17 protein-coding genes are annotated in these 18,630 nt (G+C 42.1%); 12 read left to right on the top strand and 5 right to left on the bottom strand.

The window, feature by feature from the left end:
- The first annotated feature begins 4 nt into the window (after positions 1-4).
- The 7 genes from NO989_RS16785 (at position 5) to NO989_RS16755 (ending at position 7,511) form a co-directional block, all read left to right on the top strand.
- On the top strand, positions 5-1,003 hold the full coding sequence (locus tag NO989_RS16785) for a hypothetical protein (protein ID WP_371342921.1): 999 nt from the start codon (positions 5-7) through the stop codon (positions 1,001-1,003).
- Positions 1,003-1,881 carry a glucose-1-phosphate thymidylyltransferase RfbA gene (gene rfbA / locus NO989_RS16780; protein ID WP_371342920.1) on the top strand — a complete coding sequence of 293 codons (879 nt, stop codon included), beginning with the start codon at positions 1,003-1,005 and terminating at the stop codon, positions 1,879-1,881. The genes NO989_RS16785 and rfbA overlap by 1 nt, the downstream gene beginning before the upstream one ends.
- Before the next feature lie 20 nt (positions 1,882-1,901).
- The gene (gene rfbC, locus NO989_RS16775; protein WP_371342919.1) at positions 1,902-2,447 is read left to right on the top strand and encodes a dTDP-4-dehydrorhamnose 3,5-epimerase; all 546 of its coding nucleotides are present in this window, start codon (positions 1,902-1,904) and stop codon (positions 2,445-2,447) included.
- Positions 2,448-2,470: 23 nt separating this feature from the next.
- Entirely contained in the window at positions 2,471-3,340 is an 870-nt protein-coding gene (gene rfbD, locus NO989_RS16770; protein ID WP_371342918.1) for a dTDP-4-dehydrorhamnose reductase, read from the top strand.
- 35 nt (positions 3,341-3,375) lie between these two features.
- The gene (gene rfbB, locus NO989_RS16765; RefSeq protein ID WP_371342917.1) at positions 3,376-4,458 is read left to right on the top strand and encodes a dTDP-glucose 4,6-dehydratase; all 1,083 of its coding nucleotides are present in this window, start codon (positions 3,376-3,378) and stop codon (positions 4,456-4,458) included.
- A gap of 103 nt (positions 4,459-4,561) precedes the next feature.
- Complete coding sequence (locus NO989_RS16760) at positions 4,562-6,280, top strand: glycosyltransferase (protein ID WP_371342916.1); 1,719 nt, start codon at positions 4,562-4,564, stop codon at positions 6,278-6,280.
- A 43-nt stretch (positions 6,281-6,323) separates the two neighbouring features.
- Complete coding sequence (locus tag NO989_RS16755) at positions 6,324-7,511, top strand: nucleotide sugar dehydrogenase (RefSeq protein WP_371342915.1); 1,188 nt, start codon at positions 6,324-6,326, stop codon at positions 7,509-7,511.
- 105 nt (positions 7,512-7,616) lie between these two features.
- On the opposite strand, the gene NO989_RS16750 is transcribed toward NO989_RS16755, so the two are convergent.
- From NO989_RS16750 to NO989_RS16740, 3 genes are all read right to left on the bottom strand, one after another.
- Entirely contained in the window at positions 7,617-9,023 is a 1,407-nt protein-coding gene (locus NO989_RS16750) for a mannose-1-phosphate guanylyltransferase/mannose-6-phosphate isomerase (RefSeq protein WP_371342914.1), read from the bottom strand.
- Positions 9,024-9,116: 93 nt separating this feature from the next.
- Positions 9,117-9,503: a type II toxin-antitoxin system VapC family toxin gene (locus NO989_RS16745; protein ID WP_371342913.1), complete on the bottom strand. Its 387-nt coding sequence runs from the start codon at positions 9,501-9,503 to the stop codon at positions 9,117-9,119.
- Positions 9,503-9,733, bottom strand: coding sequence for a type II toxin-antitoxin system Phd/YefM family antitoxin (locus tag NO989_RS16740; RefSeq protein ID WP_371342912.1), 231 nt, complete (start codon positions 9,731-9,733; stop codon positions 9,503-9,505). The genes NO989_RS16745 and NO989_RS16740 overlap by 1 nt, the downstream gene beginning before the upstream one ends.
- A gap of 440 nt (positions 9,734-10,173) precedes the next feature.
- On the opposite strand from NO989_RS16740, the gene NO989_RS16735 reads away from it, so the two are divergent.
- Both NO989_RS16735 and NO989_RS16730 read left to right on the top strand, forming a co-directional pair.
- Complete coding sequence (locus tag NO989_RS16735; protein WP_371342911.1) at positions 10,174-10,821, top strand: YkgJ family cysteine cluster protein; 648 nt, start codon at positions 10,174-10,176, stop codon at positions 10,819-10,821.
- A gap of 346 nt (positions 10,822-11,167) precedes the next feature.
- A complete protein-coding gene (locus NO989_RS16730) occupies positions 11,168-11,563 on the top strand; it encodes a transposase (RefSeq protein WP_371342910.1) in 396 nt (131 codons plus the stop codon).
- A 114-nt stretch (positions 11,564-11,677) separates the two neighbouring features.
- Here the strand turns inward: NO989_RS16730 and NO989_RS16725 are convergent, their stop codons facing one another.
- Positions 11,678-12,568 carry a LysR family transcriptional regulator gene (locus NO989_RS16725; RefSeq protein ID WP_371342909.1) on the bottom strand — a complete coding sequence of 297 codons (891 nt, stop codon included), beginning with the start codon at positions 12,566-12,568 and terminating at the stop codon, positions 11,678-11,680.
- A gap of 197 nt (positions 12,569-12,765) precedes the next feature.
- Between NO989_RS16725 and NO989_RS16720 the strand changes: the two genes are divergently transcribed.
- The 3 genes from NO989_RS16720 to NO989_RS16710 are packed head-to-tail and all read left to right on the top strand — an operon-like array spanning position 12,766 to position 16,970.
- Entirely contained in the window at positions 12,766-14,493 is a 1,728-nt protein-coding gene (locus NO989_RS16720; RefSeq protein ID WP_371342908.1) for an ABC transporter transmembrane domain-containing protein, read from the top strand.
- Positions 14,494-15,546, top strand: coding sequence for an HlyD family secretion protein (locus tag NO989_RS16715; protein ID WP_014977505.1), 1,053 nt, complete (start codon positions 14,494-14,496; stop codon positions 15,544-15,546). It abuts the gene before it with no gap.
- Positions 15,459-16,970, top strand: a complete 1,512-nt coding sequence (locus NO989_RS16710) for a TolC family protein (protein ID WP_371342907.1) — start codon at positions 15,459-15,461, stop codon at positions 16,968-16,970. Before NO989_RS16715 ends, NO989_RS16710 begins: the two co-directional genes overlap by 88 nt.
- A gap of 168 nt (positions 16,971-17,138) precedes the next feature.
- Here NO989_RS16710 and NO989_RS16705 read toward each other — a convergent pair whose 3' ends face one another.
- On the bottom strand, positions 17,139-17,948 hold the full coding sequence (locus NO989_RS16705) for a hypothetical protein (RefSeq protein WP_168534334.1): 810 nt from the start codon (positions 17,946-17,948) through the stop codon (positions 17,139-17,141).
- Between the last annotated feature and the right edge of the window lie 682 nt (positions 17,949-18,630).

Below are 18,630 nucleotides of genomic sequence, written 5' to 3'. Positions count from 1 at the left end.
AAGAATGAAAAAGAACTTATATCTACATTTAGGGATGCACAAAACAGCCTCGACTTCGCTCCAAGTTGCCTTGTATAAAAATCAAGATAAACTGAGAGAAATCGGATATTTGTATCCAGTTGCAGGCCGCCCTGAAAACGCGAGATTTGGGCATCATTTAGTAGCTTGGTCATTTGTAGCAAACAGCGAATGGATTCCCGAGGTAAAAGGAGTACGTGAATCTGTTGATAAAAATTTGATCCTCAAAGAGCTCTTAGACGAGATCGATAAGTCTGGATGTGACAACATAATATTATCGTCAGAAGAATTTGACATTCTCTCTGACTCAGAGTTTGAAAGCGTGTTTCAATTTTTTAGTGAGTTTAATATTATTCCAGTGCTATATATTCGGAATACTATAGACTTCATTGAGTCTAGTTATAAAACATCTGTCTTATATAGTGGTTATGCGAAGTCTATTGATGAGTTTTTTGCGAATCAAAGGTCACGTTTAGACACTTTTCAGTTTGTTAGTAAACTCTTTTATTTATCTAATAAACAGTTGATATTGAAAGACTATGAGGCTGTTAAAGAAAGCAATGATTTAATTACGGACTTTTTGTGCAGCCTTTCGATTGATAAAAATCACTTAGAGTACAGCGATAACACAAAAGAAAATAAGAGCCCTCCTTCAGATATAATTGAAATAGTGCGCTTTTTTAATGTGAAGGGTGTTGATTATCAAGTGGTGGGCAAGATGATAGAGAAGCTTATGCAACTATCTACTGGCCAAAAAGTTCATTTGTTTTCGAAAGAAGAAGTTGAGCTTAGAGATAAGAAATTCCTGAGTGACTCAGAGAAACTAGCGCGTTTTTATGAGTCACAAGAGAGAACATTTGTCCTATCTAAAAAATTTATGGAAAGGAATGGAGATAGGTACTTAGAAGGAAATTTAGTTAAATCAATTCTATTTGTTATAAATTCCTTTGATGAATTGATTACTGAAATTAAGGAAGGTAAGTAATGAGAAAAGGAATAATTCTAGCGGGTGGGTCAGGCACTCGCCTACACCCACTAACAAAAGTGGTTAGTAAACAGTTAATGCCAGTTTACGACAAACCCATGATTTATTACCCACTAACAACACTTATGATGTCGGGTATTCGGGATGTTCTTATTATCACCACCCCAGAAGAACAGCAGCGCTTTATTGACCTTATTGGAGATGGTTCTTCTTTAGGCATGAACATTCAATATGCGGTTCAGCCAACACCTGATGGTCTAGCTCAAGCATTTTTGATTGGCGAAGACTTCATAGGCAACGATAGCTGCTCATTGGTACTGGGCGACAACATTTACTACGGCCATGACTTGAAACTATCGTTGCAAAATGCGTTTCAACAAGAGCATGGCGCTACGGTATTTGGCTATCACGTTCACGACCCAGAGCGCTATGGTGTTGTGGACTTTGACAAAGATTGGAATGCGCTTTCTATTGAAGAAAAGCCCGCTGTTCCAAAATCAAATTATGCCGTAACAGGTCTTTATTACTACGATAATCGTGTAGTAGATTTCGCTAAAGAAGTAAAACCTTCCCCACGCGGCGAACTGGAAATTACCGACCTGAACAATTTATATCTTCAAGATGGCTCTCTAAAGGTTGAACTAATGGGACGCGGATCTGCGTGGTTAGACACTGGTACGCTCGATTCACTGCTAGACGCTGCTAACTTTGTTGCGGCAATTGAGAAACGTCAAGGATTGAAAGTGTGCTGCCCAGAAGAAGTTGCCTATAGAATGGGATATATCAACGCCGAGCAGCTAGAAAAGCTAGCGGCACCATTAAAGAAAAGTGGTTATGGCGATTATCTACTGAAAGTTATTCACGATCGCGTTAAATAAAAAGAAACGGATATTATTTTATGCAAGCAATTAGTACTGACATCCCCGACGTTAAAATTATTGAACCAAAAGTCTTTGGCGACGAACGCGGTTTTTTCTTAGAAACCTTTCGCACTGACTGGTTTAAGAAAGAGTGCGCGGATGTAGACTTTGTTCAGGATAATCACTCGAAATCTAGCCAAGGTATTCTTCGTGGTCTTCATTATCAGATGGAGCAAACTCAAGGTAAATTAGTACGCGTAGTTAGCGGCGAAGTTTACGACGTAGCTGTAGATATGCGTAAAAACTCACCTACTTATGGTAAGTGGGTAGGTGTTACTTTATCTGCAGAAAATAAACGTCAGCTTTGGGTGCCAGCGGGTTTTGCTCATGGTTTTTACGTAACCAGCGAATCGGCTGAGTTCGTGTATAAATGCACAGACTACTATCATCCGGAATCTGAAGTATCGGTAAAGTATGATGACCCAACGTTGAATATTGACTGGCCTCTGGTGAATGGAGAAAAACCTTCGCTATCTGGGAAAGATGAAGCTGGGGTGGCATTTGTAGACGCACCTACATTTTAATTGTCATTGGGTACTAGCGATAAATGAATATTGTAATAATAGGTAAGTCTGGGCAGTTAGCATTTGAGCTCTCTCGTGAACTTGAAAATAGCGAGCATCAAGTTACGTTTTTAGGGCGCAATGATATTGATATTACGAACGCCTCTAATGTTAAAGAAACGCTATCGCCTTTATCTGTTGATGTTTTAATAAACGCATCTGCCTATACGGCTGTTGATAAGGCAGAGGAAGATACAGAAGCGTGTAATGCCATCAATGTGTTTGCTGTGAAGAACTTAGCAAAATTCTGTAAAGCAAACGGCGCTTTTATGGTTCATGTGTCTACCGACTATGTCTTTAACGGCCACAAAGGTTCGCCTTATTTAACGGATGATCCTATCGAGCCGCAAGGTGCTTACGGCGCATCCAAAGCTGAAGGCGAAAAAGCGCTGCTTGAAATACTGCCAGATGCTAGCTGTCTAATTCGTACTGCTTGGGTTTACTCGTCACATGGCAATAACTTTGTGAAAACCATGCTGCGCTTGATGGCTGATAAACCTCAGTTAGCTGTAATAGATGATCAAATTGGTACACCAACGTGGGCGAAGGGTCTAGCTGAAGCTTGTGTTTCTGCCGCCGTTAATAATAACCGTGGCGTGTATCACTGGACCGACGAAGGCGTAGCAAGTTGGTACGACTTTGCGTTAGCTATTCAAGAGCTTGGCATTGATAAAGGTTTACTGGATAAAGCTATTCCGGTTTTACCTATCCCTTCAAGCCAATATCCAACGCCTGCAAAACGTCCTCACTACAGTGTGCTTGATAAACAAACTGCGCGTGAAGCATTTGCGTCGTGTAAGCCTGCACACTGGCGTAAGCAGTTAGCTAGCATGCTAGATGAATTAAAAGCCTAAATGGCAAGAACAGAATTATTTTTGGTAAAAAGAAAATGAGTAAAACGATTTTAGTAACAGGTGGCGCAGGCTTCATTGGATCTGCAGTAGTTCGCCATCTTATAAACGACACTGACCACGCAGTGGTTAATTTAGATAAGCTAACTTACGCGGGTAATTTAGAGTCATTAACTTCGGTTTCAAGCAGCGACCGCTACAGCTTCGAGCAAGTTGATATTTGTGATGCTGAAGAAGTAAAGCGTGTTTTCAATACGCACCAGCCAGATATTATTATGCACCTTGCGGCAGAGTCTCACGTAGACCGTTCAATTGACGGGCCAGGTGAGTTTATCCAGACCAACGTTGTAGGTACATACACATTGCTTGAGCAAGCAAGAGCGTATTGGTCAGCACTTGAAGGCGATAAAAAAGCAGGGTTTAAGTTCCATCATATTTCTACTGATGAAGTATACGGCGACCTTCCTCACCCAGATGAAGTTGAGCCAGGCACAGAGCTTCCACTCTTTACGGAAACTACACCTTATGCACCAAGCTCACCTTATTCAGCAAGTAAAGCGAGCTCTGATCAGCTAGTGCGTTCGTGGCTTCGCACATACAAGCTACCAACGCTTGTAACTAACTGCTCAAATAATTACGGCCCTTACCACTTCCCGGAAAAGCTTATTCCACTAGTTATTCTAAATGCACTAGCTGGAAAGCCGCTGCCTGTATATGGCAAAGGTAATCAAATTCGTGACTGGTTGTATGTTGAAGACCATGCCCGCGCATTGGTAGTGGTTGCGCTTAATGGTGAAATCGGTGAAACCTACAACATTGGTGGCCACAACGAAAAGCAGAATATTGAAGTAGTGCAAACTATCTGTTCAATTTTGGATGAAGTTAAGCCAAAAGATAGCAAATACGCTGAGCAGATTACTTATGTTCAAGACCGCCCAGGGCACGATATGCGTTATGCAATTGATGCTAGCAAAATTGAGCGCGAGCTTGGATGGAAGCCGCAAGAAACGTTTGAAAGCGGTATTCGTAAAACTGTTGAGTGGTACTTAGCGAACGAAGGTTGGTGGAAAGCGGTTCTTGATGGTAGTTACCAAGGTGAGCGTTTAGGTACTGGAAGCTAATACCTATCACTATAAATCGTGATATGATAGAAAAGCCGCAAAATTGCGGCTTTTTTGTTTTCTAGTGTTGTTAAATGTCGCTGTTAGGGATTGAGTTAGCTGTATGAAGAAATTGGCCATGTTAACGGTTAAAGGCGCTGTTGGTTTAGTACCAAAAGCAGTAAGAAACAAGCTGAAAAGCAACCATAAACTTACCGAGTTTTACAGCCGCTCTTTACAACGTTCAGGACTTTTTTATGGCTTTCCATCTGAAAAAAAACGTATGGCTTTGTACAGTGCTTATCTCAAACAACAGGCGCAATATTTTCAAAGCCTAGCTCCTGTTGATAAAAGCGACTTCAAAATACAGGTTGTTATCTTTGGGGCAAAAAGTCTATCTTTAACATTAGACTCGCTTACCCAAGCAGGCGTAAAACATGAACGCATCTGTGTGGTCTGTCAAAATAACGTTGACGAATCAGTGAGGTGTGCTTCAACTGTTTCTGAAGCGGTAAATGATTTACATGAATCGACGCAGCTTCTGCTTTTAAATAGCGGAGATACAATATCGAAAGTATCTTTTGATATGTTTCTTAAATGCGACAGTGGCGTTGATATTGTTTATTGTGACACCGATAAGATTGACGCCAAAGAACGAAGAGTCTCCCCGCATTTTTTGCCTGATTGGAATCCGGATTTACAGCTCTCTACAGGTTATGTGTTTACGGGCGTAATGTGTAAAGCGGCCTTGCTCAAAAAGAGCTTGGTAGCCGCTTCGTCAATTGCCGGACTCGTTACAGAGCTATGGCTAAAGCAGCCAAAACTGTCAGTTGAACACGTACCCTATACACTGGTTCATCGTTTCTTTAATAAAAAGAGGGCAATTGAAAGTCTAGCTGATATTAGAACAGTGATAGAAAGTTGTATACCTGCAATTCCATCTTACAGTGAAGAGCTTGCCGTAAATACTATTCAGTGGCCCGTTGAATCTGAACCTTTAGTTTCTCTTATTATTCCTACTAAAAATGGCAAAGCACTTGTTAAAGCTTGTATAGAGTCCATATTAGAAAAAACCGTATATCAAAATTATGAAATATTACTCATTGATAATGGTTCTGATGAAAAAGAAAGTCTCGACTATTTTTCAGAGTTAGACAAACATAACAAGATCCGCGTTCTTCGCTACCCTGGTGAATTTAATTATTCAGCAATTAACAATTTTGGCGTACAACATGCTTGCAATGATAGTACGGTAATAGGGCTTATCAATAATGACATTGAGGTGATAAACCCTCATTGGCTAACAAGTATGGTGGGACATGCCATGCGTAGCGATGTGGGGTGTGTGGGCGCTAAATTGCTATACTCCGATGGAAGAATTCAACATGCTGGAGTGGTTTTAGGGTACGGTGGTGGTGCAGGCCATGCACATAAATACTTCCCTAGATACCACCCAGGGTATATGAAGCGTTTAATTGCAACGCAAAATTATTCTGCAGTGACAGCAGCTTGTTTGCTGGTAAGGAAGTCGCTATTCGTGGAAGTAGGTGGTTTAAATGAAAAAGATCTTACTGTGGCTTTCAACGATGTAGATTTCTGCCTAAGGGTGAAAGAGTTGGGATTGCGGAATATTTATTGTGCAGAGGCTGAACTATATCATCATGAATCAGTGAGTAGAGGGTTAGACCATGCCCCAGCAAAAGCAGCACGATTTAATCGAGAGTTAGAATATCTAAAAGCACAGTGGGGTAAGTACATTGAACATGACCCTGCATACAGCCCGAACCTTACACTCTTAAGAGAAAACTTTTCTATTAAAACGAAGGAAGAGTTTTCCGATTAGAACTAATTTGAAGTTAATTTAGAAGTTGGAACTGAACAATTAAATGGAATCAACAATGAGCAATTATAAAATAGCGGTAGCAGGTACTGGATACGTTGGCTTATCAAATGCGGTGTTGTTAGCACAACACAATGAAGTGAAAGCGGTCGACTTAGTTCCTGAAAAAGTTGAGATGCTGAATAACAAGAAGTCTCCAATTGAAGACAAAGAAATTTCAGAATATCTAACAACTAAAGAGCTTAACCTTGAAGCCACGTTAGATGCACAAGTTGCGTATAAAGATGCTGATTATGTTGTTATTGCAACACCAACCGATTACGACCCTCAAACTAACTACTTCAATACTGGTAGTGTAGAGGCGGTTATCAAAACAGTGATGGAAATTAATCCTAATGCTGTGATGATTGTAAAATCGACCGTGCCGGTAGGATTTACTAAAGACGCAAAAGCCCGCTTCGGTTCTGACAATATTATTTTTTCGCCAGAGTTCTTGCGTGAAGGCAAAGCGCTTTACGATAACCTTTACCCTAGCCGTATTATTGTGGGTGAGCGTAGTGAGCGCGCGGAGGTTTTCGCAAAGCTGCTTCAGCAAGGTGCAATAAAAGAGAACATCGATGTTTTATTCACCGACAGTACAGAGGCAGAAGCTATCAAACTTTTCGCCAACACTTACTTGGCAATGCGTGTAGCGTACTTTAACGAACTAGATAGCTATGCAGAGCGTAATGGCTTAGACACTAAACAAATCATCGAAGGTGTCGGTTTAGACCCTCGTATTGGTAATCACTACAACAACCCAAGTTTTGGTTACGGTGGTTATTGCTTACCAAAAGATACTAAGCAATTGCTTGCTAACTACAGTGAAGTACCTAACAATATGATTCAGGCCATTGTAGATGCCAACCGTACCCGTAAAGATTTTATTGCTGATTCAATTGTTAGCCGTGGTCCCAAGATCGTAGGCATTTATCGCCTTATTATGAAGTCTGGTTCTGATAACTTCCGAGCAAGTGCTATTCAAGGCATCATGAAACGTATTAAGGCTAAAGGTATTGAAGTTGTAGTTTACGAACCAGTACTTAAGGAAGAGGAGTTCTTCCGTTCTCGCGTGGTAAATGACTTAGACGAATTTAAGAAAATCTCTGACGTAATCGTAGCGAACCGTGTTACGGGCGATATCGAAGATGTACTAGATAAAGTATACAGCCGCGACTTGTTCAACGCTGATTAACCCAAGTTTTGGGGGCAGAGTCATTACTCTCTGACCCCACGATTCCAAAAAGGCCAGGTTACAAACCTGGCCTTTTAGTTTCAGCAAGCTAATATGTGGCTACGATCATTTATCAGAACGCCCATACCTGTCAGAAAAGCGAACAATGTCATCTTCCCCAAGATAAGCTCCAGATTGTACTTCAATTAGCTCTAGTGGAATCTTTCCTGGATTTTCTAATGCATGAACCGCCCCAATAGGAATATAGACAGATTCATTTTCCGTTAGCATTTGCGTTTCATCGCCTATTGTCACATTAGCTGTACCTGATACTACCACCCAGTGTTCAGCTCTATGATGATGCATTTGAACTGATAGTTTTTCGCCTGGCTTCACGGTAATACGCTTAACTTTAAAGCGTCCACCATTGTCTATTGAATCGTAACTTCCCCAAGGTCTGAAAACTTCGCGGTGAAACTCAAATTCAGGGCGCTTTTCAGCTTTCAAACGGTTCACAACGGTTTTGATGTGTTCTGCGTTTTTCTTATTCGCCACCATAACAGCATCTTTGGTTTCAACTACAACCACGTCTTCCAGACCAATAACTGCAACCAAGCTGTGCTCGGCGTTCACATAGCTGTTGGTGGTGCCTTCTAATAAAGTGTCGCCAGTAGTTACATTGCCATTTGCGTCCTTCTCTCCCGTCTCCCAGAGAGACGACCAACTGCCTACATCAGACCAACCTGCATCTAGTGTTACCATCGCGGCTTCGGAAGTTTTTTCCATCACTGCATAATCGATAGAATCACTTGGGCATGAAGCAAAAATGTCTTTGTCTACACGAACAAAGTCGAGATCTTTTTTGGTTTTTTCAATCGCCTTTTTACATACCGAATATATGTCAGGTGCGTGCACTTCCAGCGCCTTTAAAAATGCACTGGCTTTAAACATAAACATGCCGCTATTCCAAAAATACTCACCTGAACTTACGTATTGTGTTGCGGTAGGCATATCTGGCTTTTCAACAAATTCACTTACATCGAAGCCAATATTCAGCTTGTTTCCGGCTTTTATATAGCCGTAACCAGTATGAGGCTGAGTGGGGACAATACCGAAAGTAACTAACTTACCTTGTTCAGCTAGAGCCTGGGCTTCTTTAATTTTGGTACGAAACGTATCGCTATCTTTTATTAAGTGATCGGCGGCTAATACCAAAAGAACAGGATCATCCCCGTTTTCGCAAGCTTGAAATGCAGCAAGTGCAATAGCAGGAGCGGTATTGCGACCAACTGGTTCTAAAAGAATGTCGCTGTTATCGACACTTATTTGTCGCATTTGCTCGGCAACAAGAAATCGATGTTCTTCGTTACAGATAATAGAAGGTGGCAAAGACTCTATGCCATTGAGTCTTAGTACAGTGTCTTGAATCATCGTTTTGTCAGAAGTGAGTGACAAAAACTGCTTAGGTAGTGCGGCGCGAGATTTTGGCCATAAGCGGCTTCCCGTGCCGCCTGCAAGAATAACTGGCTTCATTAGCGTTCCTTGATTTATTAAATGCTTTTTCTGATTTCAGTATACTGGGTTATAGGGAACATAAAAACAGTGCAATACCACAATTACAACGCATCATTTCAAAGCGTTAATTAATCTGACCCCGTAAGCGGGAAAGTGTTCGTCTTTCGTTAATATTTGCAGTCCTTCGGCTTGAGCTTGGGCAATCAGCATTCGGTCAAATGGATCACGGTGGTGCGTTGGCAGTCTTCCTGCTTGCTGGCCGTGAAATAAACTAATGGGCAATGCGCTGAAACCAAGCTCTTCAACAAGCGACTCTATATCATCTGGTACCGACAGTTTTCCGAGTTGTTGTTTTATCGACATTTCCCAAACAGAAGCAGAGCTAACATAAATGGAGTTTTCAGTATTAGAAATGTGCTTTTGAGCGTTCAGACCTAATTGTTCATCACCGCTCATCCACCAAATTAAAACGTGGGTATCCAGCAAGATCCTTTTCATTACAAACCAAACATATTTGCTATATCTTCGTTAACCTCTTTCGAGTCGAAGTCCCTCGTTGCATAAACTTGTCCTTTGAATTGCCCAAAAATGCGCTTTTTATCTGTTTTACAAGGCACAAGCTTTACTGCTGGCTTTCCCGACTTGGCGATAACAACTTCTTCACCGGCCTCTGCCCGTTCGACAAGTTGGGATAACTTACTTTTTGCTTCATGCATATTAGCTTGCATTCAAAACCTCTCATGGACTTAGCTAAACTTAGCTATAATAATAGTTCAAAAAATCAACAGTTGCAATCGCGTCCTCTTTTCAGTTCATATCTAACGCTTGTAACTCCAAAATATGACAAGCAGCCAAACCAAATACCTATCGTATTAATGCTGCGGTATCTCTAATCAACAAAGATCATTCACAAAAAACTTCCCAACCCCCTAAATTCAAAATAAAATCCGTGCCAATTCACCCCCTGCCATCAAGCCTTAAGCTTACTCACACCCGGCGGGGAAGAAGCATGCTTTAAATTATGGAGTCAGAGTACATTTCTGCCTCCAATGCTATCTGTTCACTGGTTACTAAAACCAGTAAACAAAGTGTTGAGTTCATGCTACCTGCCATATTACCCAGTATGAACTTCGTTTCGTTTTAGTTTGCTTTTATTAGCGGAGTCGTTATGAATAGGCTGCGTGAGCTGTCCAGCCAAGTGATGGATGTTTACCAATCTCTTTCCCAAGAATTCAGTGCATATCAATCTAGCCAGTCACTAAACTGTGTTGAGAAATGTGGTGCATGTTGCAATAACCCCGACATTGAAGTTTCGCCATTGGAGATGCTGCCTTTAGCACTTCATCTGTTTGATACAGGACGGGCTGAACAGGCGTTTGACGAGCTAGACAACTACAGCGGCTTCGCCTGTAAACAATATCAACGCTTAAGTTTGGATGGTAAAGAAGGCTACTGCGGAATTTACGAATACCGACCTGGCATTTGCCGTATGTTCGGTGCAGCAGGTTATAAAACCAAATCTGGCGAAGCCACACTTTCGGTGTGTAAACCAATTAAGCAAGCTGTACCAGAGAAGTATGCGGCCGCGCTGATTGCTATACAGCCAGCATGGGGTCAGAGTAACTACTCTGACCCCATGTCTATATCAAACAGCAAACCACCAATGATTGCTGAAGGTAGACAAAAGCTGGCGCAACTGGATTACGAGTTAGGCGATAAGCTTATACCTATAAACGATGCGCTACGCTACATATTAGAAAAAATACTCACGCTAAGTTTCTACTCGCAAAACATAAATGATGGCGTTGCAGCGTAACATGCAGTAAGCATTGGGGTCAGAGTCATGACTCTGACCCACAAGTGCTTCACTGACTCCAACAACTTCATTGCTGAACTTTGAGCCTGATTTTCTAGGTACAGGATTGTACTCCGCAAAAGTCCACTTATCATCGATAAGTAATAACGACTAATCGGAGCTATAGTATGGCAAGAAGGAGAAGGATTTCCCCAGCAGGTTTCCCTTTACATGTTATTCAACGCGGCAATAATCGTTCTAATTGCTTTCTAAGTGAAACGGACTTTATTGCTTACGTAAAATGGCTCAATGTCTAGGCGAAAAAGTTTAATATACATATACATGTCTGGGTATTGATACAAATCATGTGCATTTACTTTGCACACCTCAAGAAGATAATAGGGGGGTAAGTGCAATGATGCAGTCAATCGGTCGAATGTATGTAAGAAGATTTAATGCAAAATATGAGCGCACCGGAACATTATGGGAAGGGCGTTTTCGTTCCTGTGTAGTGGATTCAGAAAAATACCTAATGACTGTGTCACGCTACATTGAGCTCAATCCAGTAAGAGCTGGCCTGGCGAAACACCCAGCTAATTATAAGTGGTCAAGCTATTATCGCAATGCACGTGGGGTTCACACCTCATTATGCACTGAGCACCCAATATATACATCATTGGGCACAGATCCTGAAGCACGGCAAAAGTCTTACAGCGCACTTTTTCAAGACGAACTTTCAAATAAAGATATAGAGCGTATTTGAACATACAGTCAAATAGGTAAGGCGCTTGGCTCAGAACAGTTTAAAACGCGACTATATGAAGCATTGGGGTCAGAGTCCCGACTCTGACCCCATAACTCACCATAACTCAGAGCGTCACGCTAAAATTTCGCGAGCCGAGGCAACAATCGCTTCACTTATCGTGTAGTCAGCACGGCTTTTGCCAGTAATGGCATAGTATCTCTCATTTAGTGTGCTTGCGTTACCAATACAGTGCACGTCATATTGCTCTTCTACGTGCTTTGAAATTGCCGATGGTGCGCAGAAAACACCGAAGTCTTCGCTGCCAAAAAGTTTAAGCAAAGCAGTATCGTCAAATTCGGCTACCACTTTGGGGTACAGCTGTTGTGTCTCAAGCCAACTTGTAAGTGCTTGCCGTATTCCTGAAGTATTCCCCTGAATTAGCAACGGCATTTGATTTAAACACTCTGGAAAAGTCTGTTCTTCAGTAAGCGGTGCTTTAGCAAAGAAGCTCAACGAACTTTCGCCTAAGAAAAAACTATTGGCGCTTATTTGTGTACCAGGGGCTATGCCTCTGTCTGCTAGAATGAAATCGATGGCGTTAATGGCGAGCTCTTTCAACAAACCGTCGAAGCTATCCTCTTTTATCACGTATTTAACCTGTGAAAACCTACGCATGGTGGCATGCACAAAGTCGTAAAAAAGCACTTTTGGAATACCATTAGTAATACCTATCACAAATTCTTTCGTATTCACTTCATCGCTATTGTTAAGTATTTCAGCTAGTTGATTACCTTTATGAAATATTTCGCTGGCATACTGATAACTTACTTTACCTCTCGCGTTCAGGTATAGGCGCTTATTTATTCTATCAAAGAGAGAATAACCTAACTGATTTTCGAAGGTGCTTAGTTGCCCGCTTACGGTTTGCGGGGTAACGTGGAGTAATTTAGCGGCTTTCGCAATGCTACCCTCACGGGCAACAAGATAGAAATAATATAAATGATGGTAGTTTAGGTGATGCATACTTCAACAAGCTACTCGATTATTAAGGTATTAGGGGCAAAAAATGTACTCTGACCCCATTTTTTTCGATGAACTATTAAGAATATAACAGATTTATTCTAACTAACTATTGCAATACACTATCTAGCGTTGTTTTTGTACGATTAAAAGCAGCGCGTCACTGATTTTTAAGCTAGCGGTATATTGAAGACATAACTATGGCTAAACCAATTGATTTACGTAAAACGCGAAAGACCTTATTTTCGCTATTGAAACCAGAGGCTGGCTTTTTTTGGGTTGCTATCGCATACGGCGTAGCAATTAGTTTAATGACCCTTGCGGTACCTATAGCGGTTCAAACGCTGATTAATAGTATCGCCAATATCGGTTCAACTCGGGCAGTTATCATATTGGCCGTCATTCTATTTCTTACTTTATTTATATCTGGCGTATTTAGCGCGCTGCGTATGCGAGTGATGGAGTTCTACGAGCGTAAAGTGTACGCCCGTCTTACCGCAGACTTAGGGCTAAAAACTATTCTCGCGCCCCACAGTTTTTTTGAAGGTCGACAAAACGTTAGCATTACACAGCGCTACTTCGACATAATGACTTTTCAAAAGAATATGCCGTCTTTAATGATTGATGGTTTCGCGCTTGTACTACAGATGCTGGTAGGTTTCACTCTAGTATCATTCTACCACCCAGCGCTTTTCGCGTTTAATGTGGTGCTTTTACTTACCATGTATGCGGTTTGGAAAATTTGGGGGCGTGGTGCTAAGCGCACGGCTATTGAATTGTCTAACGCGAAATACGATTCTGCAAAGTGGCTACACGATATTGCAACTGCTCACGAATTCTTTAAGTCAGCTGATCATGTTGAATACGCAGGGCGCAGCACCGAAGGTTATATCAGTAACTATGTGAAAAAGCACAAAAGCCACTTTCACTACACCTTTTCGCAGGTGGTTATGTTTCTATTGATGTATGCCGTGGCGAGTGCTTCGCTACTTGGTATCGGTGGTGTTCTGGTTGTACAAGGCGAGCTTTCTATCGGTCAGCTAGTGGCTGCTGAGCTTGTGATGTCTGCTGTTTTCTTTGGGCTGTCTCGCTTTACCCAATATTTAAAACTTTACTATGAGTTATATGGCGCTGCCGAGAAGCTGGGTGGCGCTCTTGACATGCCGCAGGAAGAGCTCAATACGTCGGAACATATACCAGCTTCTTCTAAATTGGTGTTTAACGATGTTGAACTTAAACATGGTAATGATGCGTGCCACCTCAATGTTATCTTCGAACCTGGCACTAAGTATTTTGTTACTACTGATAAAAGTTGGGTGCAGAAGCAACTGCTAGGATTGCTGAAGCAATATGACCGCGTTAAATCGGGCGACATCTTGTTAGGAGAACTTAGTCTAAACGATTACGACACCCATGAGTTACGGCAGGCCGTTACCATTCTAGATCGTTCTTTAATTATCGAAGTTTCTGTAGAGCGCTACTTAAAGTTGGCACATCCTCAGGCAACCATCGCTGATATTCGCGCAGCGCTTGAGGAAGTAGAAATGACCAAAGTGATAGATAGCTTACCAGAGGGTTTGCAGACTAAAGTATCCGTATTAGGGGCACCGCTGCAGCCATTGGAGTTTTTGTTGCTTAAACTTGCCGCCGCAATTATTGGTAAACCTAAGCTGCTCATTTTGAATCAGCACTTCGACGCAATACCGGTAGAGTTGAGGGCGCGACTTCTGCGACGCTTAAGTAAATATGATTTTACCGTCATGTATTTTACCAATATGCCACTGCCAGATTGTTTCGAAGGTGTGTTGCATCTGCACGATAACGCAACGGCAATGTTAAATGAGTATTCAAATGGTGAGTCACCGATTAGTGCTGCTAACGCAAGTGAGAGCAGCACGGCTTTAAAGAACAATAAGGAGGGTGAGTAAGTGAATCACGCAGAACGTCGCTTTTTAGATAACATCACTTCATTGCCTTCATTGAAAGTGCCAAAGCTTCATCGTGTAATTACCGGAGTTATCATCTTCTTGGTGTTGGCAGCTGGATTAATTTTGTATTTCACACCATGGATCCAAACGGCTTATGGCACCGGTATGGTCGACTCGCTCGATCCTAAAGACAGAACTCAACCAATAAATGCGTTAGTTGATGGACAAGTAAAGCAGTGGCACGTAAGGGAAGGCCAACAAATAAAAGCCGGCGAGCCAATCGTTACGTTAATCGATATTGATGCGCAGCGACTTGAGAAGCTGCGATCTCAGCTTTCAGCAGCGAACTTAAAGAATCAAGCTAATGAAACAGCAGTAAGAAATGCTGAGAACAACCTGGCGCGTCAACAGTCTCTGCAAGAGCAAGGGCTGGTTTCACGCAAAGAAGTAGAACAGGCCGAGATAAAAGTGCAGGAACTGCGAGCAAAAGCTGCCGCCTCTGTTTCGGAAATTAATGAAGTAAGCATGATTTTATCTCGCCAATCGACGCAAACTAAATATGCACCCGTTGACGGTACGGTTGTTCGGTTGCTATCAGGCGGTGTGTCTACGTTCGTAAAGTCGGGCGATATTCTTGGGCAGTTTATTCCAGCAGATGCAAAACGCAGCGTTCGCGTTACCGTGAGAGGGTTAGACGCACCGCTGGTTAAGCCTGGTGCAAAGGCGCGTTTGCAATTTGATGGCTGGCCCGTTTTTCAGTTTAGTGGATGGCCGGGTAGTGCAATAGGTACCTTTGGTGGTGAAGTTGTGTATGTAGAGCCTGTTGCTAATGCTACTGGCGATTTTAACGTGTGGATTAGACCTGACGAGTCTGATATTCCTTGGCCAGCTGAAAGTTCTGCGCGTTTGGGTAGCCGGGTTAAAGCGTGGGTGTTATTAGAAGAGGTGCGTCTAGGTTACGAGATGTGGCGACAGTTGAACAACTTCCCGCCATTGCCAACGCAAGAGCCTACTACCGGTGGAGCCAAGGGGGCTGGGGCATCAATATGGTAATTCGAAGGTTTACATTAGCAGTGCTTGCAACTTTTGCGGTTATTAGCACTCATGTTTCTGATGCAGCAGCGCAAAACAAAAATACTAGGCAAGCACCATCAATCGATGCACTTATCCAGAGTATGGTGAACTATCATCCCTACGTTAGGGCGATAAATGAAGGAAACTATCAAGCTGCAGCCGAGTTAGAAATAGCAAGAAGCAGTTTTGATCCTTTTATAGAGCAGAAAACCAGTAGCCGCGTTAGCGGATATTACGATGGTACTAATTTAACGCAGCGCTTTTCTAATCCGTTCGAAGACTTTAATGGCTCAGTTTATACCGAGTATCGTATATCAGACGGTGATTTTCCAGTGTACGAAGCCGATTACGAAACCTTGTCTGGCGGCGAGGCTAGTGTGGGCATTGCCATCTCCCTACTTAAAAACAGAGAACTGGATAAGCGTAGAACGGAGTTAGCCAATGCAGGGCTAGCGACTTCACAATGGCAAGCGTTAGCGACAAGTTTAATTAATGACTTTGTTTACAAAGGGGTTAGTGAATATGTTGCGTGGTACGAAAGCGCATTGCAGGTTAATGCCGTTACAGAGTTGCTTAACACCGCAACACAACGTGAAAGAGCGTTGGTGACCCGCGTAGAGAAAGGAGATTTAGCCAATGTTGTGCTGACAGAATTTAAAGCCAACATTTTGCAACAGCGCCTTTTGCTTGCCGAGCTTAAGCAAAAGCGAGACGCACATGCTCAAATGCTTTCTTTTTATTGGCGTTCACCTAAGGGAGATATGTTGATAGTAGATGAAGCGAATCCGCCTAAAGATATCAACTGGCCTTTCTGGGTTGGTAACGGTCAGCTTATGACTCTTCGCAATGCCCTTCGTAATCACCCTGAACTTGATGTGATGAAATTAGAACAGCAGGTGGTAAATAACAAGGCTGCGCTGGCTAGTAACGCGTTATTGCCGAAGTTAGATTTAAAAGCATCGGTTGCAAGAGATATCGGTTCTGGTCCGTCAAATTTAGACGGTACCGAAACAAAAGTAGGTCTGTCGTTTTCCTACCCTTTAGGAAACAGGAAGGCGAAAGCTGAACAAGCCCAATTACAGTCAAAGCAAAGAGAGCTAGAGCACAAGCTAACCTCTACTGAGCAAGCGATAACTCAGCGTTTTGAACAAGCGCTAGTTTATTGGGGGCAGGCGAAAGACATTGTTGCTCTTCAAAGTGAAAATGCGGCGCTAGCGAAAACCCTTTCTAAAGTAGAAAAAACACGTTTCGATGCAGGTGACAGTGATATGTTCGTGTTAAATGCGCGCGCACAAAATGAAATTAAGGCCCGAATAAAAGAGATAAAAGCGAAAGTGGACTTACTAAAGGCAGAACTAACCCTTTATAAAGAAGCCGCTATGTTGCACTCCCTTAACAACTGAGCTTTTTTGAAAACATCGAGTTTAATTGTGGAGTAGGCTTGGTTGCTATCGCTTGCTGCTTGTTGTTAAAAAGCAGGTATGGGTTGAAGATACTAGTACAGCTATAAACAAAAACGGCGTATTGAGTAAGTCAATACGCCGTTTTTTTAAAAATCAATTAGTAGGCGGTTAATTGCCCAGTGCACTATTAAAGTCGTCTTCGCTTAGTCCGGCAGACATAGCGTATTCTTTTAACTTATCCTGAGATACACCCGCGTGTTGCGCAGTATTTAAAATACGCATTACTTGTTCACGCTGCCGCGCAGACTCTCTCACTGCCGTTTCAACTACCGTTTCTGCTTCGCTAGGAAACACGGCCAGAAGCGCATCCACTACATACTCACCAACAAAAGGAACAGCATTCAATGCGCTTGTCATGATATCGACAATCTTATTTGGATGTTCTTGCGACAATGTCTGAACAATACTGTCTGCTGCGTCAGGTTGAGTAAGCACGGCAACGCGTACAATCTCATCTAGCTCTTCAGGTGTTGAAACCGCAGCAGCCTGCACAACAAAGTCGACATAAGTCGGCTCTGCTTTTATCGCTAACTGAACAATGTTAGGGCAGCTACTTACTTCTTTCTCAATAGCCAGCTGTACAATCTCTTCAGTAGACGCAGGTTGTGCAGAGATAGCAGCAAAAATGATCTCTCTGTATTTGTCTGGATAGGTATCTAAAGCAATATCCACAATAGACACAATCTCTTGCGGATAATGACCAGCGATTGAACTGATTGCTCGGCCAACCGACATAGTTTGGTTTACTTGACGTCTTAAGAAGGCGGTTTGAAAATGATTTGACTGATCAGCGCTTTCTACATTCGCTGACGCGGGTGGCTGAACAACATCATTTGAGGATACTTCTTGTGCCATTGCTGTATGACTAACATGAGTTGCTAGTATTGCCGCAGACAGCAGTGTAAGAGTTCGTAACATAAACCCACCTTTATAATTATTGCGTAGTCAATTTCTGACACCACCAGTATTAATACATTTATAAAGAACACAAAGCATAGGTCATTTACGCTTATATACATTCTTATACGTATTCCTTTACGCAAGCCTTAATATCTATCGCTAATATTAAGCATTAATATAATAACGGCAGGATCAAATACTACTTTAAGAACTACTACTTTATAGGATCTGAATTCCTATCCTATTAGTAATTAGTCCATATTGTCTACTAATTATCACATTTGAGCGAAAAATAGACGGTTAGTTCAGTTTTTTCAACTTTTTCAAAATAAGTGTTGACGTGAGCGCTCATTTCCCTAAAATGCGCATCCGCTTCGGGGGAAAAGCAAAACAGCAAGCCTCCTGAAGTAAGTCTCTACTACCTTTATAGGTCAGTAAAGACGGGAGTTTAGAAGAAGCGCTTCAGAAAATAAATTTTCAAAAAGTGTTGACAACGAAAACTTCCAGCGTATAATGCGCACCTCACTCGAACAGGGTGAGTCACTAAGAAGCAACGGCTTCAAGTGAATGTTCTTTAAAAATTTAGACAAGACAATCTGTGTGGGCACTCGTTAAGAGTGTCACAACGACGATTCATATTTCGATATATTTAATTGAAGAGTTTGATCATGGCTCAGATTGAACGCTGGCGGCAGGCCTA

It is taken from the genome of Alteromonas sp. DY56-G5 (assembly GCF_041414725.1).
GTDB lineage: Bacteria > Pseudomonadota > Gammaproteobacteria > Enterobacterales > Alteromonadaceae > Alteromonas > Alteromonas macleodii.
This window is presented reverse-complemented; position numbering and strand designations above follow the sequence as displayed.

Bases quoted from the DNA above. Each gene is read 5' to 3' on its own strand.
- rfbA (WP_371342920.1), top strand. From the start codon at position 1,003: ATGAGAAAAGGAATAATTCTAGCGGGTGGGTCAGGCACTCGCCTACAC.
- NO989_RS16740 (WP_371342912.1), bottom strand. From the start codon at position 9,733: ATGCAAGCTAATATGCATGAAGCAAAAAGTAAGTTATCCCAACTTGTC.
- rfbB (WP_371342917.1), top strand. From the start codon at position 3,376: ATGAGTAAAACGATTTTAGTAACAGGTGGCGCAGGCTTCATTGGATCT.
- NO989_RS16755 (WP_371342915.1), top strand. From the start codon at position 6,324: ATGGAATCAACAATGAGCAATTATAAAATAGCGGTAGCAGGTACTGGA.
- NO989_RS16735 (WP_371342911.1), top strand. From the start codon at position 10,174: ATGAATAGGCTGCGTGAGCTGTCCAGCCAAGTGATGGATGTTTACCAA.
- NO989_RS16750 (WP_371342914.1), bottom strand. From the start codon at position 9,023: ATGAAGCCAGTTATTCTTGCAGGCGGCACGGGAAGCCGCTTATGGCCA.
- rfbD (WP_371342918.1), top strand. From the start codon at position 2,471: ATGAATATTGTAATAATAGGTAAGTCTGGGCAGTTAGCATTTGAGCTC.
- NO989_RS16725 (WP_371342909.1), bottom strand. From the start codon at position 12,568: ATGCATCACCTAAACTACCATCATTTATATTATTTCTATCTTGTTGCC.
- NO989_RS16745 (WP_371342913.1), bottom strand. From the start codon at position 9,503: ATGAAAAGGATCTTGCTGGATACCCACGTTTTAATTTGGTGGATGAGC.
- NO989_RS16720 (WP_371342908.1), top strand. From the start codon at position 12,766: ATGGCTAAACCAATTGATTTACGTAAAACGCGAAAGACCTTATTTTCG.
- rfbC (WP_371342919.1), top strand. From the start codon at position 1,902: ATGCAAGCAATTAGTACTGACATCCCCGACGTTAAAATTATTGAACCA.
- NO989_RS16705 (WP_168534334.1), bottom strand. From the start codon at position 17,948: ATGTTACGAACTCTTACACTGCTGTCTGCGGCAATACTAGCAACTCAT.
- NO989_RS16785 (WP_371342921.1), top strand. From the start codon at position 5: ATGAAAAAGAACTTATATCTACATTTAGGGATGCACAAAACAGCCTCG.
- NO989_RS16760 (WP_371342916.1), top strand. From the start codon at position 4,562: ATGAAGAAATTGGCCATGTTAACGGTTAAAGGCGCTGTTGGTTTAGTA.